At 71.0% G+C, this 26114-nt stretch carries 24 protein-coding genes; 12 read left to right on the forward strand and 12 right to left on the reverse strand.

Features of this window, described 5'->3' with window-relative positions; all coding sequences use genetic code 11:
• Positions 1 to 37: 37 nt before the first annotated feature.
• Positions 38 to 412 (reverse strand): YbjQ family protein, encoded by a 375-nt coding sequence (locus AB0D59_RS39620; protein ID WP_362575941.1) that lies wholly within the window; start codon positions 410 to 412, stop codon positions 38 to 40.
• 138 nt (positions 413 to 550) lie between these two features.
• Here AB0D59_RS39620 and AB0D59_RS39625 point away from each other — a divergent pair, with 138 nt between their 5' ends.
• Entirely contained in the window at positions 551 to 1525 is a 975-nt protein-coding gene (locus AB0D59_RS39625; RefSeq protein WP_362575943.1) for a VTT domain-containing protein, read from the forward strand.
• Positions 1526 to 1656: 131 nt separating this feature from the next.
• Here the strand turns inward: AB0D59_RS39625 and AB0D59_RS39630 are convergent, their stop codons facing one another.
• On the reverse strand, positions 1657 to 3312 hold the full coding sequence (locus tag AB0D59_RS39630) for a threonine/serine exporter family protein (RefSeq protein ID WP_362575945.1): 1656 nt from the start codon (positions 3310 to 3312) through the stop codon (positions 1657 to 1659).
• A gap of 152 nt (positions 3313 to 3464) precedes the next feature.
• Positions 3465 to 3956, reverse strand: coding sequence for an inorganic diphosphatase (locus AB0D59_RS39635; RefSeq protein ID WP_362575947.1), 492 nt, complete (start codon positions 3954 to 3956; stop codon positions 3465 to 3467).
• Between the two features lie 124 nt (positions 3957 to 4080).
• On the opposite strand from AB0D59_RS39635, the gene dacB reads away from it, so the two are divergent.
• The 6 genes from dacB to folE all read left to right on the forward strand — a co-directional run bounded on the left by dacB (position 4081) and on the right by folE (position 11839).
• Positions 4081 to 5679 carry a D-alanyl-D-alanine carboxypeptidase/D-alanyl-D-alanine-endopeptidase gene (dacB, locus tag AB0D59_RS39640; protein ID WP_362575949.1) on the forward strand — a complete coding sequence of 533 codons (1599 nt, stop codon included), beginning with the start codon at positions 4081 to 4083 and terminating at the stop codon, positions 5677 to 5679.
• A gap of 142 nt (positions 5680 to 5821) precedes the next feature.
• The gene (locus tag AB0D59_RS39645) at positions 5822 to 6955 is read left to right on the forward strand and encodes a zinc-dependent metalloprotease (protein ID WP_362575951.1); all 1134 of its coding nucleotides are present in this window, start codon (positions 5822 to 5824) and stop codon (positions 6953 to 6955) included.
• Between the two features lie 191 nt (positions 6956 to 7146).
• Positions 7147 to 8241, forward strand: coding sequence for a tRNA lysidine(34) synthetase TilS (gene tilS, locus AB0D59_RS39650; protein WP_362575953.1), 1095 nt, complete (start codon positions 7147 to 7149; stop codon positions 8239 to 8241).
• Positions 8242 to 8290: 49 nt separating this feature from the next.
• A complete protein-coding gene (hpt, locus tag AB0D59_RS39655) occupies positions 8291 to 8851 on the forward strand; it encodes a hypoxanthine phosphoribosyltransferase (protein ID WP_351747268.1) in 561 nt (186 codons plus the stop codon).
• A gap of 207 nt (positions 8852 to 9058) precedes the next feature.
• On the forward strand, positions 9059 to 11098 hold the full coding sequence (gene ftsH / locus AB0D59_RS39660) for an ATP-dependent zinc metalloprotease FtsH (RefSeq protein ID WP_362575955.1): 2040 nt from the start codon (positions 9059 to 9061) through the stop codon (positions 11096 to 11098).
• A gap of 135 nt (positions 11099 to 11233) precedes the next feature.
• The gene (gene folE / locus AB0D59_RS39665) at positions 11234 to 11839 is read left to right on the forward strand and encodes a GTP cyclohydrolase I FolE (RefSeq protein ID WP_362575957.1); all 606 of its coding nucleotides are present in this window, start codon (positions 11234 to 11236) and stop codon (positions 11837 to 11839) included.
• 17 nt (positions 11840 to 11856) lie between these two features.
• Here folE and AB0D59_RS39670 read toward each other — a convergent pair whose 3' ends face one another.
• From AB0D59_RS39670 to AB0D59_RS39695, 6 genes are all read right to left on the reverse strand, one after another.
• Positions 11857 to 12345: a DUF3180 domain-containing protein gene (locus tag AB0D59_RS39670; protein ID WP_362575959.1), complete on the reverse strand. Its 489-nt coding sequence runs from the start codon at positions 12343 to 12345 to the stop codon at positions 11857 to 11859.
• A gap of 52 nt (positions 12346 to 12397) precedes the next feature.
• On the reverse strand, positions 12398 to 13009 hold the full coding sequence (gene folK / locus AB0D59_RS39675) for a 2-amino-4-hydroxy-6-hydroxymethyldihydropteridine diphosphokinase (RefSeq protein WP_362575961.1): 612 nt from the start codon (positions 13007 to 13009) through the stop codon (positions 12398 to 12400).
• Positions 13006 to 13365, reverse strand: coding sequence for a dihydroneopterin aldolase (gene folB / locus AB0D59_RS39680; RefSeq protein WP_351712124.1), 360 nt, complete (start codon positions 13363 to 13365; stop codon positions 13006 to 13008). The genes folK and folB overlap by 4 nt, the downstream gene beginning before the upstream one ends.
• 257 nt (positions 13366 to 13622) lie before the next feature.
• Complete coding sequence (locus AB0D59_RS39685; protein ID WP_362575963.1) at positions 13623 to 14126, reverse strand: nuclear transport factor 2 family protein; 504 nt, start codon at positions 14124 to 14126, stop codon at positions 13623 to 13625.
• Positions 14123 to 15121 carry a dihydropteroate synthase gene (folP, locus tag AB0D59_RS39690; RefSeq protein ID WP_362575965.1) on the reverse strand — a complete coding sequence of 333 codons (999 nt, stop codon included), beginning with the start codon at positions 15119 to 15121 and terminating at the stop codon, positions 14123 to 14125. Before folP ends, AB0D59_RS39685 begins: the two co-directional genes overlap by 4 nt.
• A gap of 112 nt (positions 15122 to 15233) precedes the next feature.
• Positions 15234 to 17045: a phosphatidylglycerol lysyltransferase domain-containing protein gene (locus AB0D59_RS39695; protein ID WP_362575967.1), complete on the reverse strand. Its 1812-nt coding sequence runs from the start codon at positions 17043 to 17045 to the stop codon at positions 15234 to 15236.
• Positions 17046 to 17269: 224 nt separating this feature from the next.
• On the opposite strand from AB0D59_RS39695, the gene AB0D59_RS39700 reads away from it, so the two are divergent.
• Entirely contained in the window at positions 17270 to 18388 is a 1119-nt protein-coding gene (locus AB0D59_RS39700) for an alpha/beta hydrolase-fold protein (RefSeq protein ID WP_362575969.1), read from the forward strand.
• Positions 18389 to 18485: 97 nt separating this feature from the next.
• Complete coding sequence (locus AB0D59_RS39705; RefSeq protein WP_362575971.1) at positions 18486 to 19673, forward strand: hypothetical protein; 1188 nt, start codon at positions 18486 to 18488, stop codon at positions 19671 to 19673.
• Between the two features lie 168 nt (positions 19674 to 19841).
• Here the strand turns inward: AB0D59_RS39705 and AB0D59_RS39710 are convergent, their stop codons facing one another.
• Both AB0D59_RS39710 and AB0D59_RS39715 read right to left on the reverse strand, forming a co-directional pair.
• A complete protein-coding gene (locus AB0D59_RS39710; RefSeq protein WP_362575973.1) occupies positions 19842 to 21170 on the reverse strand; it encodes a PH domain-containing protein in 1329 nt (442 codons plus the stop codon).
• Complete coding sequence (locus AB0D59_RS39715) at positions 21167 to 21670, reverse strand: PH domain-containing protein (protein ID WP_362575975.1); 504 nt, start codon at positions 21668 to 21670, stop codon at positions 21167 to 21169. Before AB0D59_RS39715 ends, AB0D59_RS39710 begins: the two co-directional genes overlap by 4 nt.
• Positions 21671 to 21701: 31 nt before the next feature.
• On the opposite strand from AB0D59_RS39715, the gene AB0D59_RS39720 reads away from it, so the two are divergent.
• The gene (locus AB0D59_RS39720; protein WP_362575976.1) at positions 21702 to 22853 is read left to right on the forward strand and encodes an NADH-quinone oxidoreductase subunit D; all 1152 of its coding nucleotides are present in this window, start codon (positions 21702 to 21704) and stop codon (positions 22851 to 22853) included.
• A gap of 127 nt (positions 22854 to 22980) precedes the next feature.
• On the opposite strand, the gene AB0D59_RS39725 is transcribed toward AB0D59_RS39720, so the two are convergent.
• Positions 22981 to 24003, reverse strand: coding sequence for an SAM-dependent methyltransferase (locus AB0D59_RS39725; protein ID WP_362575978.1), 1023 nt, complete (start codon positions 24001 to 24003; stop codon positions 22981 to 22983).
• A 118-nt stretch (positions 24004 to 24121) separates the two neighbouring features.
• Between AB0D59_RS39725 and AB0D59_RS39730 the strand changes: the two genes are divergently transcribed.
• Together AB0D59_RS39730 and AB0D59_RS39735 are read left to right on the forward strand one after the other, a co-directional pair.
• Positions 24122 to 25327 (forward strand): sensor histidine kinase, encoded by a 1206-nt coding sequence (locus tag AB0D59_RS39730; protein ID WP_362575980.1) that lies wholly within the window; start codon positions 24122 to 24124, stop codon positions 25325 to 25327.
• Between the two features lie 87 nt (positions 25328 to 25414).
• Positions 25415 to 26089 (forward strand): response regulator transcription factor, encoded by a 675-nt coding sequence (locus AB0D59_RS39735; protein ID WP_362575982.1) that lies wholly within the window; start codon positions 25415 to 25417, stop codon positions 26087 to 26089.
• Positions 26090 to 26114: the final 25 nt, after the last annotated feature.

The raw sequence follows: 26114 nt of genomic DNA on the forward strand, positions 1-26114 counted from the left end.
GTCTGTGCCCGCCTTCTGTCTTTCTGCGCCTGTCTAGCTAGGCCTTGTCGAGTTTGTCGACGACGACGGCCGTGCCGTACGCGCACACCTCGGTCCCCGCGTCGGCCGCCTCGGTCACATCGAACCGGAAGGCCAGCACGGCGTTGGCGCCACGCGCGCGTGCCTGTTCCACCAGCCGTTCCATCGCCTGCGTGCGGGTCTGGACGAGCGTCTTCGTCAGCCCCTTCAGCTCACCGCCGATCATCGACTTCAGACCCGCGCCGATCTGACTGCCCAGGTGCCGGGAGCGCACGGTCAGCCCGAAGACCTCGCCGATGACCTCCCGCACCCGGTACCCGGGAACGTCGTTCGTTGTGACCACCAGCACATCGGGCTGGGGCCCCTGACCGCCGCCGAATTCTTCGATACCCATGTCCACAGCTATTCCCCAGGGGGCGCACAGTGCATCCTGGATCCACCGGTGGAACCTGGGGTGGACACATTGCGTTGATAGCTTTGTGCGGCCGCACAAGGAACCCGCAGTGCCTTCACCCCACAGGAGCCCGGAACCGTGATGACGCAAGCCCTCGGCCCGAGCTGGATGGATCCGAACCAACTTCTCGACTCGTTCGGCATCTGGGGCCTGCTCCTGGTGGTCTTCGCCGAGTCCGGCCTGCTGATCGGCTTCTTCCTGCCGGGTGACTCCCTCCTGTTCACCTGCGGCCTGCTGATCACCTCGAATCAGCTGAACTTCCCCCTGTGGGGCGCCATCGCCCTGATCTGCGTCGCCGCGATCCTCGGCGACCAGGCGGGCTACATGTTCGGCAAGAAGGTCGGCCCGTCGCTCTTCAACCGGCCGAACTCCCGTCTCTTCAAGCGGGAGAACGTCGAGAAGGCGCACGAGTTCTTCGAGAAGCACGGCCCGAAGTCCCTGATCCTGGCCCGCTTCGTGCCGGTGATCCGCACGTTCACGCCGATCATCGCCGGCGTCAGCGGCATGGCCTACCGCTCGTTCCTGGTGTTCAACGTCATCGGCGGTGTCCTCTGGGGCGCCGGTGTCACCCTGCTCGGCTCCTGGCTCGGCAAGATCGACGTCGTCAAGAACAACATCGAGGCGATCCTGATCCTGATCGTCCTCGTCTCGGTGATCCCGATCATCATCGAGTTCCTGCGGGCCCGCGCGAAGAGCAAGAAGGCGACGCCGGCGGAGCAGCCGCTCCAGCAGCACCCCGCCCCGCCGATGATGGACGACGCGACGACCCAGCTCCGCAGGATCGCCGCGACGTACCCTGAGCAGCAGTACGGCCAGCAGCAGCCGCAGCCCCAGCAGCAATACGGCCAGCAGCAGCCTCCGCAGCAGCAGTACGGCCAGCCCCAGCAGCCTCAGCCCCAGCAGCAGTACGGCCAGCAGCAGCCTCAGCAGCAGTACGGCCAGCCCCAGCAGCCCTACCAGCAGCAGCCGTACTACGGCGAGCCCGACTACAGCCAGAACGGCTACGAACGGCAGCAGAACCCGTACAACGAGGACCACTACCGAGCGCCGTGAGGCAACGCGCCTCTTGGGGGCGCGGGGCTGTATCGATATGCGGCTGCCGCCGCGGGCGCGACAAGCCACAACGCACCCGCACCCGCCGACGCACCACATCGGCCCCTGCTGTCGGCCCCCGCTGACGGCTCTCAGAACCCCCGCGTCCGCTTCGCGGCCCGCCGCTTCCCCGCCGAACCGACCCGCAGCCCCAGCCGCGAGATCTCCGACCCCAGATTGACCCCGATGGCGATGGCCATGGCGAGCGACGCCGCCTTGGCCAGCGACACCAGCCCCTTGTCGACCTCGTTCTGGGCCATCGACAGCAGCCCGAAGTAGGTCGCCGACCCCGGCAGCAACGGCCCGATCGCCGCGGTCGTGTACGGCAGCGCGGAAGCGAACCGGTACCGCGACAGCAACTGCCCGAACAGCCCCACCAGCCCGGCCGCCGCGGCCGTGGAGGCGACCGGCGAGATCCCCCCGGCGTAGTGCATCGCGCCGTAGACGCACCACGCCACCCCGCCGTTGAGGGTCACGGCCAGCACGGTGGACCGTTCCTGCTGGAGCAGCACCGCGAAGGTCAGGGACAGCACCATCGACGCGGTGATCTGCAGCAGCGGCCGATCGGAGGTGGTCAGCGCCGTGTCGGGGTTGAGCCGGCCGCCCAGCTTCACGCCGAAGTACAGGACCGTCAGCACCCCGATGACGATGCCGACGAAGAAGTACATGACCTCCAGCAGGCGCGCGGAGGCGGTGATGTAGAAGCCGGTGAGCCCGTCCTGGACGCCCGCGACGAGGGCCCGCCCGGGCAGCAGCGCGAACAGTCCACCGGTGACGACGGCGGACGCCGCGACATCGATGTGAGCGAGCGCGAACGCCACCCCGATCGCGGCCGGCGGCATCGCGGCGATCATGAACTGGTAGAACTCCGGCAGCCCCCGCCCCGCGCACAGCCACGCCAGCCGGTCGCCGAGCATCGCGCCGATCGCGGCCGCCACGAACACCAGGTAGTCACCGCCGACGAGCACCGAGGCAGCCCCGGCGAGCAGTCCGCTCGCGCCGGTCAGCGCCCAGCCGGGGTACGGGTGCCGGTTGCGGCGGATCTCCGCGAGCCGCCGGTAGGCCTCCTCCAGGGAGACATGGGTCTCGGGGTCGGTGAGGTCGTCCACGAGCCGGAAGACGGCGGCCAGACGCGTGTAGTCGGTCCCGCGCCGCCGTACCGTCCGGGACGCCGTCACCGGGTCCTCGACGAGGGAGGGCTGGTAGGAGATCGCCAGCAGCGTGAAGGTGACGTTCGGCTCGCACCGGTCGAGTCCGTACGACCGGCAGACCGCGAACATCGCGGCCTCCACGTCCTCCGCGCCCTCGCCGCCCGCCAGCAGCAACTCCCCGATACGCAGCGTCAGGTCGAGCACACGGGGAACGGCCGGCCCGCCCTCCTCGGCCTTCTGCACCGGCTCCGGCGCCGGCCGCTCGGTCACCGGCATGCGCAGCATCGTGCGCATCCGGTCCTGCCAGGGCGCGTCCTTGACGAGATTGACCGCGGGGAATCCGGAGGCGGGTGTGAAGGCGGGCGGGGCGTCCAGGGCGCTGTAGGTGCTCGGCATGCTGAACGCCGAGCCCTCCGGCTCGCCGGTCACCGGCTGTGGCGTCGCCAGCCCCTCCGGCACCACGAACTCGGACGTGGTCTCGGGCTCGACGCCGGCCTCCGGGACCGCGATGCCCGCCGGAACGGCGAACTCGGACGTGATCTCCGGGTCGTACCGCGCCTCGTCCGACCGGGGCTTGCGGTCCTCCTCCTCCGTCACCGTAGTAACGCTCCCATTAGCGACAACTTCACGTACGCCTCAGTATGCGCGTGACCACACAGCGGCCACCAAAAACCTGCCCGCGCGAGCCGGCCGACACGAAAAACGGGCCTCACGCGTGCGTGCGGCCCGTTTCCCGTGCGCGGACTGGATCAGTGACCGCCGTGCTCCTTGAAGCGCTTGTACGACCGCTCGATCTCCACCTCGGCGTCGGTGCGGCCCACCCAGTTGGCGCCCTCGACGGACTTGCCGGGCTCCAGGTCCTTGTAGACCTCGAAGAAGTGCTGGATCTCCAGGCGGTCGAACTCCGACACGTGGTGGATGTCGCGCAGGTGCTCCACGCGCGGGTCGGTGGCCGGGACGCACAGCAGCTTGTCGTCGCCGCCGGCCTCGTCGGTCATCCGGAACATGCCGATCGCGCGGCACTTGATGAGGCAGCCCGGGAACGTCGGCTCGTCGAGAATGACCAGCGCGTCCAGCGGGTCGCCGTCCTCGCCGAGGGTGTTCTCGACGAAGCCGTAGTCGGTCGGGTAGGCGGTCGAGGTGAAGAGACGACGGTCCAGGCGGATCCGACCGGTCTCGTGGTCCACCTCGTACTTGTTCCGCGAACCCTTCGGGATCTCGATCGTGACGTCGAACTCCACCGGTGACTCCTCCATGATCAACACATAGTTCTGGTGGTTAAGTGTCCCTCACGCAGGTGTGTGATCGCGAAAGGGGCTGGTGGTCGTGCCAGAGCTGAGGCCTTGGCAGTCCGCGAAACCGCGTGTGCGGACGATCGCGGATGCCGTGCGACCGCGTCTGGTACGCGTGGTGACCGCCACGAAACCGCAGTTCACGCGGTTGACGCGGGCAGTGGGACCGCAGTTGGCGCGCATCGGGCGCGCGACCGGACCCGGTCCGGCCACCCTGGTCCGCCCCCCTCGTCCTCGGACCTTCAGGACCTGGCAGTACACCGCGGGCGCCGCCACGGCCGGGCTCGCGCTGGCCGCCGGTGCGGTGACCGCGGCGGGCCCCTGGGACGCCGACGGTCAGCGTACGGCCGAGCGGAACCGCGCCGCCGCCCTGGAACACACGGGTGGCGCAGACCACGGTTCCGGCATCGCCGCGGGAGAACCCACCCCCGCGCCCAGCGCCGGATCCGTCCTGACGGGCCTGGGCGCCGCCATGAACACCGTGAAGTCGGCGCCGAGCGGGGAGCCCGCCGGAATCGCCGGAACGGCCGTCACGGACCTCCTGGGGCCCCTTCTGGACGCCTCGGCGCTCGGCGGCACCCGCACCGCCGTGGTCGTCGACGTGGCCACCGGTGCGCGCCTCTATGGCGCCGGCGCCGACACCGCCCTCACCCCCGCCTCCACCACCAAGATCGCCACCGCCGTCGCCGCCCTCTCCGCGCTCGGCCCCGACCACCGCATCACCACGCGCGTGGCCCTCGAACCCGGCACCAGGGAGGTCGTCCTGGTCGGCGGCGGCGACCCCACCCTGACCGCCCGCAAGGACACGGGCGGCTGGGCCAGTTTGCGCACCCTCGCCACCGAGACGGCGAGATCGCTGACCGCGCGGGGCATCAAACAGATCACGCTCTCGTACGACACCACGCTCTACAGCGGCCCCGACCTGCACCCGATCGGCGTCAACGACAACCTCGCGCGCGTGAGCCCCCTCATGGTCGACGAGGCCCGCACCGGCGCCTCCACCAACGGCCCGGCGATCCGGGTGAGCGACCCGGCGGCCGACGCGGCACGCAAGTTCGCCGGCTTCCTGACCGACGCCGGCATCAAGACCTCGTCGCCAGGCACCTCCAAGGCGAGCAGCCGGGCCGACACCCTCGCCACCGTCTCCTCGCCGCCGCTGTCCGCGATCGTCGAGCGCATGCTGACCAACAGCGACAACGACATCGCCGAGGCCCTGGCCCGCCAGACCGCGCTCGCGAGCGGCAAGCTGGCCAGCTTCGACGGGGGAGCGGCCGCGATCGACGCCCAACTCGCCAAGCTGGGACTGCCGATGACCGGTGCCTCCTTCCACGACGGCAGCGGCCTGAACCGTGACGACCGGCTGACGGCGAACCTGCTCACGGCCCTGCTCGTCAAGGCCGCCGACGCGGACCGGCCGGACCTGCGCGCGGTCCTCACCGGCCTGCCCGTGGCCGGCTTCACGGGCACCCTGAGCACGCGTTACACGGACGGCGCAGCAGGCGTCGTACGTGCCAAGACCGGCACCCTGACCGGGGTCAACACCCTGGCGGGCACACTCGTCGACAAGGACGGCCGCCTGCTGGCGTTCGCCTTCCTCGCGGCGGGCACGACGAGTCCGCAGGAGGCCCAGGACGCACTGGACCGGACGGCGACGGCGTTGGCGGGCCTGTGAACCACCGAGCTCCGCGTCTGCGGCGGACCGCCCGCCTCGGCCGACGCAGGCACCACCAACCCCGCCCACTGCACAAAACAGCCGCACCTCCACCAACCTCCACGGCCTGCCCCAAGTGGGAGCACTAACGTACGGTTGACGCATGACGAGCATCGGTGGCGCTGCTTCTTCTGGGATGGTCGACTGGAATCTCGCGGTGGCGACCGCGACCCGGCTCGTGCGGCCGGGCCCCGAGGTGAGCCGCGACGAGGCCCGGGCCATCGTCGCGGAGCTGCGGCGGCACGCGAAGGCCTCGGAGGAACACGTCCGGGGCTTCACTCGTATGGGCAACGACGACATCCACGACACCCCCGTCCTGGTGGTGGACCGCCCGGGCTGGGTGAAGGCGAACGTCGCCGGGTTCCGTGAACTCCTCAAGCCGCTGCTGGACAAGATGCAGGAGCGGCGGTCCGGCAGCCCGGGCGGCGCGGTCCTGGGCGCGGTCGGCGGCAAGGTCACCGGAGTGGAACTCGGCATGCTGCTGTCGTTCCTGTCGTCCCGGGTGCTCGGTCAGTACGAGACCTTCGCCCCCGCCTCCCGCGACCTCCCGGCGGACGAGCACGGCGGCGGACGGCTGCTGCTCGTCGCCCCGAACATCGTCCACGTGGAGCGCGAACTCGACGTACAGCCCCATGACTTCCGTCTGTGGGTGTGCCTGCACGAGGAGACGCACCGCACCCAGTTCTCGGCGGTGCCCTGGCTGCGCGCCCATCTCGAGGGCGAGATCCAGGCGTTCCTGTCGGAGACCGACGTCGACCCGATGACCGTCCTCGAACGCGTCCGGGACGCCGCCCAGTCGCTCGCCGGGAGCCGCCCCGAGGCCGAGGAGGACGACGGCGGGCGGTCGTTCGTCGAACTCGTGCAGACCCCGGCCCAGCGCGAGATCCTCGGCCGGCTCACCGCCGTCATGTCCCTCCTGGAGGGCCATGCCGACTTCGTCATGGACGGGGTCGGACCGGCGGTCGTACCGACCGTCGCCGAGATCCGCGAGAAGTTCCAGCAGCGGCGTGCCAAGGGTGCCTCCCGGCTGGACATGACTTTGCGCAAGCTGCTCGGCCTGGATGCCAAACTCCGGCAGTACCGGGACGGCGAGAGGTTCGTGCGGGCCGTCGTCGAACAGGTCGGCATGGACGGCTTCAACCGGGTGTGGACCTCCCCGAACACGCTGCCGACCAAGGCCGAGATCGCCAAACCGGCGGACTGGGTCGCACGGGTGCATCGCAAGGCCGAGTCGTGAACCGACGCAGGTGTGGTGAATCGGATCCTGCCCACGGCAGGCGAACGCCCCTCCAATCACCCGTCCGAGGGACCGTGAGCGATGGGTAGGCGTGCGATGCTCGGGGAACGGCCCGTTTCTGTCACCATCGACACACTCTGAGTGACCGATCTCGGGTTCACCCCCCGAAAACTTCATGAAGGGAACCGGACATGGGTCCCCATCCTGCGGTCGCGGCGATACGCCTGGCGGTCCGCCGCGTCCTCCACGACATCCTCACCGACACCAGCCGATGCAGCCGTACCACCGGTGAGCGCGCCGGTGGGCGCATCGTCGCGCGCCTGACGCGCCCCGTCGGAGACATCCCGGAACAGTCACCGAACGAGCGGCCCCCCTCCCCGCTCGTCCTCGTGGCGTGCTCCGGAGGCGCCGACTCGATGGCGCTCGCCTCCGCCCTCGCCTTCGAGGCCCCCAAACTCGGCGTCCGCGCGGGCGGCATCACCGTCGACCACGGCCTGCAGCCCGGCTCCGACCTGCGGGCCGAAGAGGTCGTCCTGCGGCTGCGTGAACTCGGCCTGCATCCGGCCGAGTCGATCACCGTGACCGTCGGCCGCGACGGCGGGCCCGAGGCAGCCGCCCGGGACGCCCGCTACGCCGCCCTGGACGCCGCCGCCGAGCGGCACGGCGCCACCGCGGTCCTGCTCGGCCACACCAGAGACGACCAGGCCGAAACCGTCCTGCTCGGCCTCGCCCGCGGCTCGGGCATTCGCTCCCTGTCCGGAATGGCCGCGGTCTCGGGGGCCGACGGCCGTTACCGCCGCCCGTTCCTCCAGCTGGACCGGCAGACCGCCCGCAAGGCCTGCATGGTCCAGTCCCTGCCGGTCTGGGACGACCCGCACAACGCGGACCCGGCCTACACCCGCTCCCGGCTCCGTCACGAGGGCCTGCCCGCCCTGGAGAAAGCCCTGGGCAAGGGTGTCGTCGAGGCCCTCGCCCGTACCGCCCAGCTCTCCCGTGACGACGCCGACGCCCTGGATACCTGGGCCAGCCAGGCGGAGGCCTCCGTACGGGACGCCGCGGGTCTGCTGGAATGCGCCAAGCTCTACGCCCTGCCACCCGCCGTCCGCCGCCGGATCCTGCGCCGCGCGGCCATCGAGGCGGGCGCACCGGCCGGTTCGCTCTTCGCCCGGCACATCGAGGAAGTCGACCGGCTGATCACCGGCTGGCGCGGCCAGGGAGCCATCAATCTCCCCGGCAAGGTCGTGGCCCAGCGCCAGGGTGGCAGACTGGTGATCCGGCAAGGCTGATTCCGTACCCCCCGGGGTCCGGGCTCCGCCGGTGGGACGACCGAAAGTGATGCGGGTGGACGCGAAAGACATGGGTGCCGACCTCCAACGGGTACTCATCACCAAGGAAGAGATCGACGCGAAGCTGGCCGAGCTGGCCGCGAAGATCGACGCGGAGTACGCGGGCAAGGACCTGCTCATCGTCGGCGTCCTCAAGGGCGCCGTGATGGTCATGGCAGACCTCGCCCGGGCGCTGTCCACCCCCGTCACCATGGACTGGATGGCCGTGTCCTCCTACGGCGCGGGCACCCAGTCCTCCGGTGTGGTGCGGATCCTCAAGGACCTCGACACCGACATCAAGGGCCGGCACGTCCTGATCGTCGAGGACATCATCGACTCCGGACTGACCCTGTCCTGGCTGATCAACAACCTCGGCTCCCGCGAGCCCGAGACCCTGAAGATCTGCACCCTGCTGCGCAAGCCGGACGCGGCCAAGGTGGCCATCGACGTCGAGTGGGTCGGGTTCGACATTCCCAACGAGTTCGTCGTCGGCTACGGCCTCGACTACGCCGAGAAGTACCGCAATCTTCCATTCGTCGGTACGCTCGCGCCTCACGTCTACGGCGGCTGAACCCCGGTTGATACGCCGGAGGGTCCACTTGCGTAAGACGATCGGGAACCCCAGCGGGTTTCTCGCCGTTGGAGCATGCAGAGACGGGTTTGCCAGCCGTCCGAGCCGCTCCGTGCGGCTTTGGGCACTCGTGCTGGGGTACCGTCAGAAGAACTGTCTTATCAAACTCACTATGGCAGGAGGGACGGGGCGACACGCTCCGTATGGATGGACGTGAAGCGATACTTCCGTGGGCCGGTCATGTGGATCGTGCTGGCCGTCCTTGCCGTGGTCGTGTTGATGCAGGTCGTCGGCTCGTCCGGCGGCTACAAGACGGTAGACACCGGCCAAGTCGTGGCGGCGATCAACAACAACAAGGTGGAATCGGCGAAGCTGACCACCGGTGACGAGCAGACCATCAAGGTCACGCTCAAGAACGGCGAGAAGGTCGACGGCAGCTCGAAGATCCAGGCGAGCTACATCGGCGACCAGGGCGTGACCATCGCCAACACCCTGCAGACCAAGTTCCAGGACAAGCAGATCCCCGACGGTTACACCGTCTCGCCGACCAAGCAGAACGCTTTCGTCGGTGTCCTGCTCTCCCTGCTCCCCTTCGTCCTCATCGTGGTCGTCTTCCTGTTCCTGATGAATCAGATGCAGGGCGGCGGCTCCCGGGTCATGAACTTCGGCAAGTCCAAGGCGAAGCTCATCACCAAGGACACCCCGAAGACGACGTTCGCGGACGTCGCGGGCTGTGACGAGGCCGTCGAGGAGCTCCACGAGATCAAGGAATTCCTCCAGGAGCCGGCCAAGTTCCAGGCGGTCGGCGCCAAGATCCCCAAGGGCGTGCTCCTCTACGGCCGTCCCGGCACCGGCAAGACGCTGCTCGCGCGCGCCGTCGCCGGCGAGGCGGGGGTGCCCTTCTACTCGATCTCCGGTTCCGACTTCGTCGAGATGTTCGTCGGTGTCGGTGCCTCCCGGGTCCGCGACCTCTTCGAGCAGGCCAAGGCGAACGCCCCGGCGATCGTCTTCGTCGACGAGATCGACGCGGTCGGCCGCCATCGCGGCGCCGGCCTCGGCGGCGGTCACGACGAGCGCGAGCAGACCCTGAACCAGCTGCTCGTCGAGATGGACGGCTTCGACGTCAAGGGCGGTGTGATTCTCATCGCTGCGACGAACCGGCCCGACATCCTCGACCCGGCGCTGCTGCGCCCGGGCCGTTTCGACCGCCAGATCGCGGTCGACCCGCCGGACCTGCTGGGCCGTCTGGAGATCCTCAAGGTCCACCAGAAGGGCAAGCCGGTCGCGCCCGACGTCGACCTCGCGGCGGTCGCCCGCCGCACGCCGGGCTTCACCGGCGCGGACCTGTCGAACGTGCTGAACGAGGCGGCGCTGCTCACGGCCCGCAGCGACCGCAAGCTCATCGACAACCAGATGCTCGACGAGGCGATCGACCGTGTGGTCGCGGGCCCGCAGAAGCGGACCCGGATCATGTCGGACAAGGAGAAGAAGACCACCGCGTACCACGAGGGCGGCCACGCCCTGGTCGCGGCGGCCTCCCCGAACTCCGACCCGGTCCACAAGATCACGATCTTGTCCCGCGGTCGTGCCCTCGGCTACACGATGGTGCTGCCGGACGAGGACAAGTACTCGACCACGCGCAACGAGATGCTCGACCAGCTCGCGTACATGATGGGCGGCCGGGCGGCCGAGGAACTGGTCTTCCACGACCCGACCACCGGTGCGGCGAACGACATCGAGAAGGCCACGGCCACCGCCCGCGCGATGGTCACGCAGTACGGCATGACCGAGCGTCTCGGCGCGATCAAGTTCGGCGGCGACAACACCGAGCCCTTCCTCGGCCGTGAGATGTCCCACCAGCGCGACTACTCGGAAGAGGTCGCCGCCCTGGTGGACGAGGAAGTCAAGAAGCTCATCGAGAACGCTCACAACGAAGCCTGGGAGATCCTGGTCGAGAACCGCGACGTCCTCGACAACCTGGTGCTCCAGCTCCTGGAGAAGGAGACCCTGGGCAAGGAGGAGATCGCCGAGATCTTCGCGGGGCTCCACAAGCGGCCCGCGCGGCCCGCGTGGACGGGCTCCTCCCGCCGTACGCCGTCCACCCGTCCGCCGGTGCTCTCCCCCAGGGAGCTCGCACTGACCAACGGGGCGAACGGCGCGACACCGGCGATCAGCACCGCGAAGTCCACGGCGGCCGAGTCCGCCCCGGCGGTCGAGAAGGCCCCGGAGGACCGTCCCGAGAGCTGACTCACACCGGTCTCGCCTGGCTCGGAATGGATGCCGCGCCCCTCAGGATCTAGCCTGGGGGGCGCGGCTTTTCGGTATGCCCGCAGATGAGGCGCGTGACCCACAGGCGCCCTCCCTAAGGAACGAGGCACCCAGATGACCGACCCCGTGACCCTGGACGGCGAGGGCACCATCGGTGAATTCGACGAGAAACGCGCCGAGAACGCCGTACGCGAACTCCTGATCGCGGTAGGCGAGGACCCCGACCGTGAAGGGCTCCGGGAGACTCCGGCGCGGGTGGCGCGGGCATACCGCGAGCTGCTGGCCGGGAACCACCAGCAGCCCGAAGAGGTCCTGACGACGACGTTCGACCTGGGGCACGACGAGATGGTCCTGGTCAAGGACATCGAGATCGTCAGCCTGTGCGAGCACCACATGCTGCCGTTCCACGGCGTCGCCCATGTCGGCTACATCCCGGCGGAGACCGGCAAGATCACGGGTTTGTCCAAGCTCGCGCGCCTGGTCGAGGTGTTCGCCCGTCGTCTGCAGGTGCAGGAACGTCTCACCACCCAGATCGCCGACTCCCTGATGCGGATCCTGGAGGCCCGGGGTGTGATCGTCGTCGTCGAGGCGGAGCACATGTGCATGTCGGTCCGTGGGATCCGCAAGCCAGGCGCCAAGACGACGACCTCGGCGGTCCGCGGCCAGCTCCGGGACGCCACGACCCGCGCCGAGGCGATGAGCCTGATACTGGCGCGCTGACCTTCCCCGTGCGGGGCTCAGGCGACGGGCTCGGCCCCGCTGTGGTGGTTGTCGTCGTCCTCCGGGAGCTTGCACACCCGTTCCAGGAACATCGCCGCCGCTATCACACCGATGCCGGCGACCACCGAGAAGGCAGCGTAGAGAGCCTGGTCGCGGCGGGCGGGGAGGTCGAGGAGCTCCAGCAGGAAGACGCCCGTGCCGCCGTACATGCCGGCGACCAGGGCCGCGACCAGGGCGCTGGCCTGGCCGAAGACGACCGCGCGGGCGGCCATCAGGGGGTCGACTCCCTTGGCGCCCGGGCGACGCTCGCGCTGGGCCCGGAGGCGGGCGCGCATGGAGAGCGCCGTGGCGAGCAGGACCACGGCGATCAGGGCGAGGACGATCGGGGCGGCCACCGGCACACTGGGCAGGGTCCCCACCGAGTTCCACAGGCGGGCTCCCGCCCACGACAGCACCCCGGCCACGACGAACACGCCGGCCAGCACCCTGATCCGCAGCTCTTTCACTGTGTTCCTTCAGCTCCCCCGCGCAGAGATGTGGTCGTGTCGACCTTAACGACTACTCGGGCAGTCGGAGTTCCAGGTCCGCACGTGCTTCCACACCGTGCCGGGTGACGACCGCCAGCAAGTCGGCGATCGTGCCGCGGCCGGGCAGCTGAGCCTCGGGATCGACGTCGTACCAGGGCGCCAGCACGAAGGCGCGCTCGTGGGCCCGCGGGTGCGGAAGGGTGAGCTGCGGATCGTCGGAGACGACGTCCGCGTACGCGACGATGTCGACGTCCAGGGTGCGCGGGCCCCAGTGCTCGTCCCGCACCCGGTTGAACGCCTCCTCCACCGCGTGCGCCCGCTCCAGCAGCGAGGACGGCGGGAGGGTGGTCTTCAGCACCACGACCGCGTTGTAGTACGTCGGCTGGCTGCCGGGCTCGACGCCCCACGGCTCCGTCTCGTACACCGGCGACACGGCCTTGATGCGAACGCCCGGGGTGTCCTCCAGGGCGTCGATGGCGCCCTGGAGGGTCTCCAGGCGGTTGCCGAGATTGGAGCCGAGGGCGACCACGGCGCGTTTGGGGTTGGAGAGGGTGGTGTCGGCGGCGTCGACCTGCTCGACGACGGAGGCGGGCACCGGCTGGACGGTCGGGTCGCTGGGACCCCGCAGAGAGGATGCGGTCATACTCGGCTCCGGGTGATGGTGACGGTGACGTCGTCGAAGGGGACGGAGATGGGCGCGTCCGGCTTGTGGACCTGGACCTCGACCTCTCTTACCCCCTCGTGCTTGAGGCAGACCTGCGCGATCCGCTCGGCGAGCGTCTCGATCAGGTTCACCGGCTCCCCCTCGACCACGGCGACGACCTCTTCGGCCACCACGCCGTAGTGCACGGTCTTCGTCAGGTCGTCGTCGGCCGCCGCCGGCCGGGTGTCCAGGCCAAGGACGAGGTCCACGAGGAAGGTCTGGCCCTCCTCGCGCTCCTTGGGGAAGACACCGTGGTGCCCGCGGGCCTTCAGGCCGCGCAGCGCGACACGATCCACGCGAATCACTCCTGCAATCGTCGGTAACGGCGAGGTCGCATCATGTGCGGGCGATCGACCGGCCTCAGACGAATCTACCTGCGGACACTGACAGAGCCAGGGCACGGGGCGGCGGCCCGCGCCGGGGCCGCCAGGGTTCATCGCGCGTTTTCCCTGGAGAACCCGGCGGCTCACGGGCCGGTAGCCGGACCTACCGGCGAGTTCGTGATTCCAGCCACTTCTTGCGCCACGCGGACCGCGCGGGCCGGCGCGGTCGCTCAGGAGGGCGTGTCGTCGTCCTCGTCCTCGTCGGTCTCGGACAGCACCGGGGAGGCGTGGTGGGACCAGAGCTTCCAGCCGTCCGGGGTGCGCCGGAACACGTTCGTGGCGACGACCAGCTGACCCACCAGCGGACCGAGCTCCTGCCCGCCCGCGGGGGCCGGGCCGCCGCTGAGGATGTTCTCCGTGCAGGTCACCAGGGCGGTGTCGCCGGTGACGGAGACATGCACGTCGGTGAGGAAGAACTGGATGTAGTCGGTGTTCGCCATGATCAGCGCGTACGACCGCAGGACCTCGCCGCGGCCGGTCAGCACCGGCCAGCCCGGGTGCACGCAGGAGACCACGCCGCTGTCCGCCGGGTCGTGGTACTCCTCGTCGACGCCCAGGTCGGCGGGGGTGAGCCAGAGGCCGGACACCGCCTCGAAATCGGCGCGCTCCAGTGCCTCGTAGAAGGCGGTGTTGGCGGCCTCGACCTGCTCGACGTCGGTGTGGGGGGCGCTCACCGGGCTCCCTCTGCGCGGCGGGGAGGGTTCTGCGAGATCTGCGACGCCTGCGAGGTCTGAGAGGCCTGCGCGGGTTGTGAGGCGTTCGCGGGCTGCGAGGCCTGTGAGGCGTGCGCGCCCGGCGCGTCCGGTCCCGTGCGCGCCCCCTCTATGGCGCGCGCGACCCGTACCGCGTCCGCGGTGGCGCGCACCTCGTGCACGCGCACTGCCCACGCGCCGGCGTGCGCCGCGAGCGCGGAGACGGCGGCCGTCGCCGCGTCGCGCTCCCTGGCCGGCGGGGGCGCCCCCTCGGGCCCGGCCAGGACCCGGCCGAGGAACCGCTTGCGGGAGGCGGCGACGAGTACCGGGTGCCCGAGGGCGTGCAGCCGGTCGAGGTGGGCCAGAAGGGTCAGGTCGTGCTCGGAGTCCTTGGAGAAGCCGAGGCCGGGGTCGACGACGATGCGGTCGGGGGAGATGCCGCCGGCCAGGACGGCGTCCACGCGCGCGTGCAGTTCGTCGAGGACTTCGGCGACGACGTCCTCGTACACGCCCCGGACGTTGCCGCCCTCCAGGAAGCCGCGCCAGTGCATGACGACGAACGGGGCGCCCGACTCGGCGACGACGGGGATCATGTCGGGGTCGGCGAGGCCGCCGCTGACGTCGTTGACGAGGGCCGCGCCGGCGGCGAGGGCCTGCTGGGCGACACGGGAGCGCATGGTGTCGACGGAGACGACGACGCCCTCGGAGGCGAGGCCGCGGACGACGGGAATGACACGGCGCAGCTCCTCGTCCTCGTCTACACGGGTGGCGCCGGGGCGGGTGGACTCACCGCCGACGTCGACGAGGTCGGCGCCCTCGGTGACGAGGTCGAGGCCGTGCTTGACGGCGATCGTCGTGTCGAACCAGCGGCCGCCGTCGGAGAAGGAGTCGGGGGTGACGTTCACGACCCCCATGACCGCGCACCGGTCCCATGCCGGAAGCCCTGCCACCTGGCCACGTCCGCTGTGGTTGCTCATACGTTCAGCGTAGGCCCAGGAAACGGCGGCCCCGCCGTGCGGCCTTCGAGTGGGCCCGAGCGGAGCCCGCAGGCTGGAGGGGGAGGGGCGTCCGCTCGGGCCGGTCATCGGGTCAGGCCGCTCGTATGCCCTGTTCGGCGACGCCGTGGGCGCAGGGGCGGGCGGCCGGGGTGGTGCGGCGCAGGAAGCGCGGCAGCGGGAGGGCGAGATTGACGAAGCCCTCGGCCTGCATCGCGGCGAGGCCGATCCGCGGGAGGTCGCCGGAGGCCCGGTAGACCACGAAGCGCGGCTCCCAGCGCGGCTGGAACTTGGCGTTGAACTTGTACAGCGACTCGATCTGGAACCAGCGCGACAGGAAGACCAGCAGCCCGCGCCAGGCGCGCAGCACCGGGCCCGCGCCGATCTTCTCGCCCCGCGCGAGCGCCGAGCGGAACATGGCGAAGTTGAGCGAGACCCGGGTGATGCCGAGCTTCGGGGCGGCCTGGAGGGCGGCCACGATGAGCAGTTCGTTCATCCCGGGGTCGGCCGCGCGGTCGCGGCGCATCAGGTCGAGGGAGACACCGTCGGCGCCCCAGGGCACGAAGTGCAGGATCGCCTTGAGGTCGCCGTAGGGACCGGGCTGGTCGTCCGCCTTGTGGGCGGTGGCGATCAGGCAGTCGCCGTCGGCGGGGTCGCCGATGCGGCCCAGGGCCATCGAGAAGCCGCGCTCGGTGTCGGTGCCGCGCCAGTCCTCCGCCGCCCGGCGGATGCGGTCCAGCTCGGCCTCGCCGAGGTCACGGATGCGCCGCACCCGGGTTTCGTAGCCGGCCCGCTCGATGCGCTTGACCATCTGGCGCACGTTGCGCATCGCGCGTCCGGCGAGCGAGAAATCCGCTACGTCCACCACCGCCTCGTCGCCCAGTTCGAGGGCGTCCAGGCCGGTCTCCCGGGTCCACACCTCACCGCCCGTCTCCGAGCAGCCCATCACGGCGGGGGTCCAGGAGTGGGCCTTGGCCTCGTCCATGAAGCGTTCGATGGCGCCGGGCCAGGCCTCGACGTCGCCGATCGGGTCGCCGCTGGCGAGCATCACGCCGGAGACCACGCGGTAGGTGACCGCCGCCTTGCCGCTGGGTGAGAAGACCACCGCCTTGTCGCGGCGGAGCGCGAAGTGGCCGAGGGAGTCGCGGGCGCCGTGCTTCTCGAGCAGTGCGCGCAGCTGGGCCTCGTCCTCCTCGGTGAGGTGCGCGGCGGGGTGTTCGGGGCGGAAGGCGAGGTAGATGGTGGTGACCGCGGTGATCAGGCCGAGGGCGCCGAGCGAGAAGGCGACCGTCCAGGAGGTCGATCCCTCGTAGTCGACGGGGCCTTCGAAGCCGAACAGGCCGTACAGGACGTGCGTGATGCGGTCGGCAAGGCTCGGGTCGCCGATCGTGCGCTTCGGGTGGGCGCTGACGATGACCAGCCCGAGGGCGAGCGAACCGGCGCTCATGAGCACGAAGTTGGCGAGCGCGCGCCACCGGCTGCGCGGGTCCGGCAGTGCCTTGAACTCGTCGCGGTGGAGCACCAGGGGCACGAACAGCGCCAGCGAGATCAGGGCTCCGATGACCGAGTGCCGGTACACGAACTGCGACACCGCGCCGGCCGGCAGGAGCGCGACCGCGGCCCGCCACGCCCGGCGCTTGCGCCGCTTGAGCCCGTGCGCGAGCAGCAGCAACAGCACGCCGGCGCTGAGCGAGAGCGCGGCGGCGAACGGCCCCATCGACCCGGGCAGCACCTCGGCCATGGCGTGCATACGGCTGTGCCGGAAGCGCGGGAACACACCCGCGGCGATGTCCAGGACGCCTACGACCGCGCACGCCCTGCCGACCAGAGCGGGGACCGCCTCAGGGCGCGGACCACGGACTATGCGCCGCGCCCGGCTTGATCGGCTCGGAACCCCGCCCGACATTTCCGCATCTATCCTGACAGACATCGCATCCCGTAGTTCTGCGAGAGACCTTGAATCCGGGCCCGATTCGGGCATCCGGCGACATTGCGCCCTCTAGGACGGTGTCTTGGGGGGAGAGGTTCACTCCCCATCGGAAAGCCGGGTCAAAGGCCAAGGAAAGACCGGGGCAAGCCTCGCTGAAAGCGGCGGTCGCCACGGGGGAAAGCGCAGGCAGGAAGTACCTCATGGGTCTCACGAGCGATAAAACACTGGCATTGGCGGTCTTGTCCGCCCTACTCCTGTTCATCGGCACGGTGTGGCTGTGGCCCCGGCTGGCCCGCCGCAACTGGCGGGCCGTCAGCGGTCGCGTCGGTCTTTTGCTGGCCACCCAGACGGCGCTCTTCGCGTGTCTCGGGATAGCGGCCAACCAGGCTTTCGGTTTCTACGCCAGTTGGGCCGACCTGTTCGGCAGGGAGACGGACCAGGGTGTCGTCATCGACCATGCGGCGGGCGGCGGTCCGCTCCAGGTGGTCGCCACCTCCCGCGTGCACGGCGCGGGCGGTTCGCGGCCGGGGACGGCCGGTCAGATCCAGCAGGTCGACATCGTCGGCCGTACGACCCGCATCACCACGCCCGCCTACGTGTACCTGCCGCCGGAGTACTTCCAGCCGCAGTACCGCACCCGCACGTTCCCGGCGGCGGTCGTCCTCACCGGCTACCCGGGGACCGCGCGGGCGCTCGTCGACAAACTGCACTACCCGCGCACGGCACAGCAGTTGGCCAAGGACGGGCGGATGCAGCCGATGATCCTGGTGATGCTGCGGCCCACGGTCGCACCGCCCCGGGACACCGAGTGCGTGGACGTCCCGCGGGGCCCGCAGGCCGAGACCTTCTTCGCCAAGGACCTGCCCGACGCCGTGACCGCGCACTACAGGGTCGGCAAAAAACCGGGAAGCTGGGGGATCATCGGCGACTCGACCGGCGGCTACTGCGCGCTCAAGCTCGCGATGCACCACCCCGGCGTGTACGCGGCCGGCGCAGGCCTCTCCGCGTACTACAAGGCGCCCGTCGACCCCACGACCGGTGATCTCTTCCAGGGCGAGGGAAGACTCCGCGACCGCGCGAACCTCTGGTGGCTCCTCGGGCACGAACCCGCTCCGGCCACGTCCCTGCTGGTCACCAGCAGTAAAATCGGAGAAACCAACTACAAGGACACGCTGAAATTCATCGCGCGCGTGCAGGCCACGAACCGGACCCGGATCTCGTCGATCATCCTCGACAGCGGCGGCCACAACTTCAATACCTGGCGCCGCGAGATCCCCGCGACGCTCCAGTGGATCAGCGGCCGATTGATCGATCACTGACCCCGGCCTCCGGCGATGCCCTGTGAAGACTTCGTTGTCGCCGTGTTTTTACGGCCCGTGGCACCACGATTCGCCTACGCGCGGTAAGTTTCTGGCCATGCCACGTGGACGTCACCGTCATTCCCCGCCTTTGCACAGGCTGTTGCCTCCCTCGGCGATCGCCGGTGTCTCCCTCGTCTGCGCGCTGGGCCCCTGGTTGTTCTCCCAACCGACGGCGCTGCGCACGCTGGCCGCGATAGCCGCGGCGACCGCGGCCGTCGGTGCCGCCGTGATGCGCCGCTGGGACACCGAGGCGGGCAAGCAGGTGGCCGACCTGTCACGCGCGCGTGCGAGCGACGAGTGGCGCCACGAGGAGCGGATCGCCGAGCTGGAGACCGACCTCGAGGAGTCGCGGGAACTGCGCGCCAAGCTGGAACAGCGGCTGCGCGCGAAGCGGGCGGAGCTGGCGGGACTGCGCAACGAGCACGCGTCCCTGCTGCGCCGCTACGCCACGGCCGAGACCGAGCGCGCGAGCGCCCTGGAGGGCCGCCGCCTGCTGGAGATCGAGGCCACCACGCCGTCGAACGCGCTGCCGGCCGCCCAGACCGCCGAGGAGGCGGACGGGCCCGACGCGGTTGTCGAGGAAGGTGAGGGGCTGGAGGTCGAGGAGTCGACTCCCGCGGTCTTCTCGCCGGAGGGTTCCAAGCTGTTCCTGCGGGCCAAGGTGGCATTGGCCCGCTTCGACGAGGGCGACGCCCCGGCGGCCGAGGCCGACACCGGCACCGAGGGCGCGACGGAGACGGCCGCCGCACTCGAGACGCCGAAGAGCGAGTCCGCACCGGAGGACGAGGAACAGGGGCAGCCCGAGGCGGTCGACGGGCATACGCGCGCGGCCGCCGTCACCACCGCCGAGCCGGCGGACACCATCCAGGCGCCGGCGGAGCAGGACGCCCCCACCACGACGGCACCGTCCGTCAACTCCGTCAAGCCCACCGGGCACTTCACGGTGCCGACCGCGGTGGCCGTGCTGCCGGCCGCCCCCATCCCGCGTCCGCTGGTCACCGGCGGGTTCGACTTCTTCGGCACCCAGAAGGACCCGACGGCCGGCGGGCTGGAGTCCATGCACAACGAGGACCTCGCGGACGTCGTCGGCCAGGAGGCGCTCGCGCTCCACAAGGCGGAGGCCGAGGCCGAGTTCAAGCCCGCCGACCCGGAGACCCGGGGCGTCGGCCAGGTCATCGACCTGACCGCGCACGACGAGACCGAGCAGATCAACATCGGGGGCCTGCGCAGCGCCGCCTCCTGAGCATCATCGGAATCCCGCGCCGATCCTGGGCCGGGGCACCCGCCGGGTGCCCCGGCCCAGGCGTTCCCCGGCCCGCCCTCGGGCCGCCGCGCCGCCCTCGGGCCGCCGCGCCGCCCTCGGGCCGCCGTGTCGCCAGAGGGCCGTCGCGCCGCCCCTCTCGGGCCGTGCTCAGGCCATCCAGCGGTCCGGGCGCGCCGACCGCCGCCCCGTCCGGGACCGCTCGGCCTGCTCCCGCAGCAGCGAGGCGGCCGCCTCCACGTCCCGCAGACGGGCCGTCACGGTCTTGTCGGCCCCCGTGTCCACATGAACGTCCGCGAGCCGCCACAGCCGCTCCCAGGGCCCCTGCGTCAGCCGCACGCTCTGGACCTTGGCGTGCGGGACCAGCGCCAGGCGCCGGCGCAGCAGCCCGTGCCGCGCGGCGAACACGGTGTCCGTGACCGCGAGCCCGTACCCGCGCGACCACAACGGCACGCACCAGCCGGCCCGCCGGGGCGGCCGCGACAGCTCACCGGGCACCGTCACACCGGGCAGCACGCGCGCCACGACCGACTCGGCGACCGCGCGCGGGGCGACCGGCACCAGCACCGAGTTCGCCGACCCGGCCACGTCCAGCTCCACCCGCACCCAGCGCAGCGGCCGCCACAGCAGCGGCTCCACGATCCGCACGGTCTGCACCCGCCCGGGCGGCACCGTCTCGTGCGTCCGGTCGAGCAGCCCGTGGTCGATACGCAGCCCGTCCGGGGACTCCCCGACCGTCCAGTCGTACTCCCCGACGAACCTCCCCACACTGGTCGTGGCCGCCGCGCCGAGCAGCGGCAGGGCGGTGGCGAGCACCGTCCACACGCTGTGCGTGGCCAGCCACAGCAACGGCGGTACGACGAGGGCGGCGGCCAGGGAGCCCCAGGTGGCGCCCGTCAGCACGAGGGAGAGCGCGAGCTTGCCGGGGGGCACGCGCATCAGCTCGTGCGCCGGAGCCTCGCCGACTTCGCGCGCCGTCTCGGGTGCGAATCCGGCGGCGCGCGCCAGGAGTTCCGCGCGGAGCGCCCGCGCCTCGCCCTGCCCCAGGAAGGCCAGCTCGTCCTTCTTGTCGGTACCGACGACATCGATGCGCAACTTGGCGACGCCCGCCACGCGCGCGAGGAGCGGCTGGGTCACGTCGACGGCCTGGATCCGCTCCAGCCGGATGTGCGCGGTGCGCCGGAACAACAGGCCGGTGCGTATGCGCAGTTCGCTGTCGGTCACCGCGAAGTAGGTGAACCACCAGGTCAGGAAGCCGTACAGCGCGCCCGCCGTGACCAGGACGGCGAGTCCGCCCAGGAGCATGGTCGTGGTCAGCTTCGTCAGCTGCTCCTGGGCCTGGTTCGGGTCGTGCACCGCCCAGCCGGTGAGCACCGCGACCGGCGCCCACGCCCGCCGGAACGGCGTCACGGGATGCAGCCGGCGCTCGCCCACGGCCTTGCCGGAGCGTATGGCGCCGGCCGCGCCGGGCGTGGTCACAGGCCCGCCGATCGGGCCTCGCCGAGCTCGGTGAGCCGGTCGCGCAGCCGTTCCGCCTCGGCCGGGTCGAGGCCAGGGATGGCCGCGTCGGTGGCCGCGGCCGCGGTGTGCAGCTGCACGCTCGCCAGGCCGAAGTACCGCTCGACGGGCCCCGAGGTCACCTCGACCAGCTGCATCCGCCCGTATGGCACCACGGTCTCCTCGCGCCACAGCACACCACGGCTGATCAGCAGGTCGTCGGCGCGCTCGGCATACCGCCAGGAGCGCCAGTTGCGGCCGAGCAGCACCCAGCCCCAGGCCGTCGCGGCCAGCGGCAGGAGCGCGAAGGCCGCCCACACCGGACCCGCGAGCAGACCCGTCAGCAGGCCCACGGCGAGCGTGAGCAGCCCCAGCCACACCACCAGCAGCAGCCGGCGCATCCGCAGCAGGCCGGGCGGCAGCCCTGCCCACACCGGTTCGGTCTCCGTCGCCCCGGCGCCGGCCGGGCTCCCCGTCTCCATAAGGTCAGCGTACGTACGAGAGACTGGGTCCATGACTCCTACGACGGAGACCACGGTCGGCATCGGCGGCGCCGCGGAGAGTACCGACATGGTGCTCAACATCGGCCCCCAGCACCCCTCCACGCACGGCGTGCTGCGGCTGAAGCTCGTGCTGGACGGCGAGCGGATCGTCTCCGCCGAGCCGGTGATCGGCTACATGCACCGCGGCGCGGAGAAGCTCTTCGAGGCGCGCGACTACCGGCAGATCATCATGCTCGCCAACCGCCACGACTGGCTGTCGGCCTTCTCCAACGAGCTGGGCGTGGTCCTCGCCGTCGAGCGCATGCTCGGCATGGAGGTGCCCGTCCGCGCGGTGTGGACGCGCACCCTGCTGGCCGAGCTGAACCGAGTGCTCAACCATCTGATGTTCCTCGGCTCCTACCCGCTGGAGCTGGGCGGGATCACCCCGGTCTTCCATGCCTTCCGCGAGCGCGAGGAGCTCCAGAACGTCATGGAGGAGGTCTCCGGCGGGCGCATGCACTACATGTTCAACCGCGTCGGCGGCCTCAAGGAGGACCTCCCGGCCGACTGGACCGTACGCGCGCGTGCCGCCGTTTCCGCCGTCCGCTCCCGCATGGACGTCTTCGACGGCCTGGTCCTCGGCAACGAGATCTTCCGCGGGCGCACCCGGGGCGTGGGCACCCTCGCGCCGGAGGCCGTGCACGCGTACGGCGTGAGCGGCCCCATCGCGCGCGCCTCGGGCGTCGACTTCGACCTGCGCCGCGACGAGCCGTATCTGGCCTACGGCGAGCTCCAGGACACCCTCCGGGTGGTCACCCGGACCGAGGGGGACTGCCTGGCCCGCTTCGAGTGCCTCCTGGAGCAGACCCACAACGCCCTGGACCTGGCCGACGCCTGCCTGGACCGGGTCGCCGAGCTGCCGCCGGGACCGATCAACCAGCGGCTTCCCAAGGTCCTCAAGGCGCCAGAGGGCCACACCTACGCCTGGACCGAGAACCCCCTCGGCATCAACGGCTACTACCTCGTCAGCAAGGGCGAGAAGACCCCGTACCGGCTGAAGCTGCGCTCGGCGTCGTTCAACAACATCCAGGCGCTGATGGAGCTGCTGCCGGGGACGCTGGTGGCGGACATGGTCGCGATTCTGGGGTCGATGTTCTTCGTGGTGGGGGACATCGACAAGTAGGGCACGGGTCGTGGGGCACCGGGCGCGGGGCGTGCGCACGGGCGCGGCGTGTGTTTGGCGTGCGGTCGTGCGCGCCGGGCGTTCGGCGTGAGGCGCGGGGTTGTACGGCGTGCGCGCCGGGCGTGAGTCAGAGCAGCGGGTTCTCGATGCCGACCGGTTGCAGCAGCCAGCCGAAGTCGCCGAGGCCGCCGGGGGCCGTGAGTTCGGCGGCCTCGCCGGCGCTCGCGAGGGCGCGTACGTAGGTGGCGGGGTGCGTGGAGGCGAGCGTGAGCGAGGGGCGTGCGCCGATGAGGCCAAGGGCGCGCAGAGCGACGCGTTGTGTGCAGAAGAGTGCTTCGGGGAGGCCGTACGCCGTGTCGAGCGCCGTGCACGCGTCCAGCGCGACGTGCGCCGTGATGTCGCACGACCCGTCCGGGACGGGCGCTGTCGCGCGCCCCTCGCGGAAGCCGGTGAGCGTGCCGAACAGAGGGCGTGTGTCCACGGTGTGCGCGTAGTCCACGGCCACCGCGAGCCCCTCCCGCACACAGGTGACGGCGTCCGCCCACGCCCGGTCCCGGGGCAGTCCGATCTCCGCGCGCAGCCCCGGCTCGGCGCCCAGCGGCCACCACCGCGCGAGCCACTCCGCGTCCACGCCCGAAACCCGCTCGCCGAGCAGTTCGGTGCCGTCGCGCCGGACGCGCACCAGCCGGGGTACACCTGCCGAGTCCACCTCGGCGACGTCGACCGGGACGTTGTCGAGCCATTCGTTGGCGAAGAGCAGGCCGGTGACCGTGCGCGGCAGCTCGGTCAGCCAGGTGATGCGGTCGGGCAGGCCGGGCGGGCGGGCGGCGACCTCGACGGCGCAGGCACGCGTGCGTGCCGCCACGTCGGCGGGCAGCGCGGCGAGCACGCCGGTGACCAGCTCGCCGCGGCCGGCGCCCATGTCGACGAAGTCCAGCGTCTCGGGGCGCCCCAGTGCCTCGTCGACCCGGCACAGCAGTTCGGCCACGGCCTCGGCGAACAGCCGCGAGGCGTGGACCGACGTACGGAAGTGCCCGGCCGGTCCCTCCGGGCGGCGGTAGAAGCCGCCGGGGCCGTACAGGGCCGCCTCGGTGGCCGCACGCCAGCCACGGGCGTCGTCGGCCGTCTCTCGCGTCGCCTCATCCGTCACCGGGCCAGACTAGGCGTACAGGTGATCACCTTCTCCACCTTGCGGAGTACGTGTGCGGAACAGGGATCGGCCCTCCGGTTGACCCCTGCACCTATCACGCTTCCCTACTCTGGGTTACGTGCAGCGCCTCTATGACTTCCTCCGCAGGAACCCGACATGGGTCGACAGCTTCTGGGCCGTCGTCCTGCTCGGGGTTTCCTGCGTGAGCGTCGTGAACCTCAGCGGGGCGCCCGGGCACCACGGTTCGACCGCCGCCATGCTGGCCGTGTCCGTCGTCATGGCCGTGGTGGTCGCACTGCGCCGCCGTTTCCCGGAGCCGATGCTGGTGCTGGCCGCCGCGACCGGCCTGGCCCAGCTGATCCTGAACGTCGAGACGACGGTCGCCAACTTCGCCATGCTGGTGATCGTCTGCACGGTCGCCGCGGTCGGCGAGCACTGGGCGTCCCGGTTCGCCCTCTACGCGGGGCTGTGCGCGGCGCCGCTGGCGCAGATCCGGTGGCCGCAGGAGAGGACGAGTCTGCTGGGGCACCTGGCGATCGTGGTGTTCCAGACGGTGCCGTTCGTGCTCGCCTGGGTGCTCGGCGACTCCATGCGGACCCGCCGCGCCTACTTCGCACAGCTGGAGGAGCGCGCCGCCCGGCTGGAGAAGGAGCGCGAGGCGCAGGCCAAGGTCGCGGTCGCTGCCGAGCGCGCCCGGATCGCGCGCGAGCTGCACGACGTGGTCGCGCACAACGTGTCGGTGATGGTGGTCCAGGCCGACGGTGCCGCCTACGTCCTCGACGCGGCCCCCGACCAGGCCAAGAAGGCCCTGGAGACGATCTCCTCCACCGGCCGCCAGGCCCTCGCCGAGATGCGCCGCCTGCTCGGCGTGCTGCGCACCGGCGAGCACAAGGAGGTCGGCGAGTACGTTCCGCAGCCCGACGTCGGGCAGATCGACGAGCTCATCGAGCAGTGCCGCAGCTCCGGCCTGCCCGTCGACTTCAAGGTCGAGGGCACCCCGCGCCCGCTGCCCAGCGGCGTCGAGCTGACGGCGTACCGGATCGTGCAGGAGGCGCTCACCAACACCCGCAAGCACGGCGGCCCCAACACGGGCGCCAGCGTGCGGCTGGTCTACTTCGACGACGGACTCGGCCTGCTGGTCGAGGACGACGGCAAGGGCGCCCCGCACGAGATGTACGAGGAGGGCGGCGCGGACGGGCAGGGGCACGGTCTGATCGGCATGCGCGAGCGGGTCGGCATGGTCGGCGGCACCCTCGACGCCGGCCCCCGTCCTGGCGGAGGATTCCGCATCAGTGCTCTGCTGCCCCTCAAACCGGCGCATTGACACGGACGCACGCCCCCGGTTGACACCTGTCACGCCCCCCGGGGCACCCCCGCAACAAGCCGATGAACGGAAACGGAAGAGGACCCGATGACGATCCGCGTGATGCTCGTCGACGACCAGGTGCTGCTACGCACCGGGTTCCGGATGGTGCTCGCGGCGCAGCCGGACATGGAGGTCGTCGCGGAGGCGGGCGACGGCGTCGAGGCCCTCCAGGTGCTGAAGTCCGCCGACGTGGACGTCGTGCTGATGGACGTGCGCATGCCCAAGCTGGACGGGGTGGAGACCACCCGCCGCATCTGCTCGGAGCCCGACCCGCCCAAGGTGCTCATCCTGACCACCTTCGACCTCGACGAGTACGCCTTCTCGGGGCTGAAGGCGGGCGCCTCCGGCTTCATGCTCAAGGACGTGCCGCCGGGTGAACTGCTGGCCGCCATCCGCTCCGTGCACAGCGGCGACGCCGTCGTCGCTCCCTCCACCACCCGGCGCCTGCTCGACCGCTTCGCGCCGATGCTTCCCTCCGCCGGCAAGGAGTCCCAGCACCAGGAGCTGAACCGGCTCACCGACCGTGAGCGCGAGGTCATGGTGCTGGTCGCGCAGGGCCTGTCGAACGGCGAGATCGCGAGCCGGCTGGTGCTCTCCGAGGCGACCGTGAAGACCCACGTGGGCCGCATCCTGACCAAGCTCGGGCTGCGCGACCGAGTGCAGGTGGTCGTCCTGGCCTACGAGACCGGCCTGGTCCGCGCGGGCGGCGGGCACGGCTGACCCACGCGCGCGTGGCCGACGCACG

The sequence above is a fragment of the Streptomyces sp. NPDC048417 genome (assembly GCF_040651615.1).
Lineage (GTDB): Bacteria > Actinomycetota > Actinomycetes > Streptomycetales > Streptomycetaceae > Streptomyces.

What these genes read in the sequence shown, in the direction of transcription:
- folP (WP_362575965.1), bottom strand. Translation starts at nt 15,121, where the DNA reads ATGAGCAACCACAGCGGACGTGGCCAGGTGGCAGGGCTTCCGGCATGG.
- AB0D59_RS39645 (WP_362575951.1), top strand. Translation starts at nt 5,822, where the DNA reads ATGACGAGCATCGGTGGCGCTGCTTCTTCTGGGATGGTCGACTGGAAT.
- tilS (WP_362575953.1), top strand. Translation starts at nt 7,147, where the DNA reads ATGGGTCCCCATCCTGCGGTCGCGGCGATACGCCTGGCGGTCCGCCGC.
- AB0D59_RS39620 (WP_362575941.1), bottom strand. Translation starts at nt 412, where the DNA reads ATGGGTATCGAAGAATTCGGCGGCGGTCAGGGGCCCCAGCCCGATGTG.
- AB0D59_RS39735 (WP_362575982.1), top strand. Translation starts at nt 25,415, where the DNA reads ATGACGATCCGCGTGATGCTCGTCGACGACCAGGTGCTGCTACGCACC.
- ftsH (WP_362575955.1), top strand. Translation starts at nt 9,059, where the DNA reads ATGGACGTGAAGCGATACTTCCGTGGGCCGGTCATGTGGATCGTGCTG.
- AB0D59_RS39720 (WP_362575976.1), top strand. Translation starts at nt 21,702, where the DNA reads ATGACTCCTACGACGGAGACCACGGTCGGCATCGGCGGCGCCGCGGAG.
- AB0D59_RS39700 (WP_362575969.1), top strand. Translation starts at nt 17,270, where the DNA reads ATGGGTCTCACGAGCGATAAAACACTGGCATTGGCGGTCTTGTCCGCC.
- AB0D59_RS39715 (WP_362575975.1), bottom strand. Translation starts at nt 21,670, where the DNA reads ATGGAGACGGGGAGCCCGGCCGGCGCCGGGGCGACGGAGACCGAACCG.
- AB0D59_RS39695 (WP_362575967.1), bottom strand. Translation starts at nt 17,045, where the DNA reads ATGTCGGGCGGGGTTCCGAGCCGATCAAGCCGGGCGCGGCGCATAGTC.
- folK (WP_362575961.1), bottom strand. Translation starts at nt 13,009, where the DNA reads ATGACCGCATCCTCTCTGCGGGGTCCCAGCGACCCGACCGTCCAGCCG.
- hpt (WP_351747268.1), top strand. Translation starts at nt 8,291, where the DNA reads ATGCGGGTGGACGCGAAAGACATGGGTGCCGACCTCCAACGGGTACTC.
- AB0D59_RS39705 (WP_362575971.1), top strand. Translation starts at nt 18,486, where the DNA reads ATGCCACGTGGACGTCACCGTCATTCCCCGCCTTTGCACAGGCTGTTG.
- folE (WP_362575957.1), top strand. Translation starts at nt 11,234, where the DNA reads ATGACCGACCCCGTGACCCTGGACGGCGAGGGCACCATCGGTGAATTC.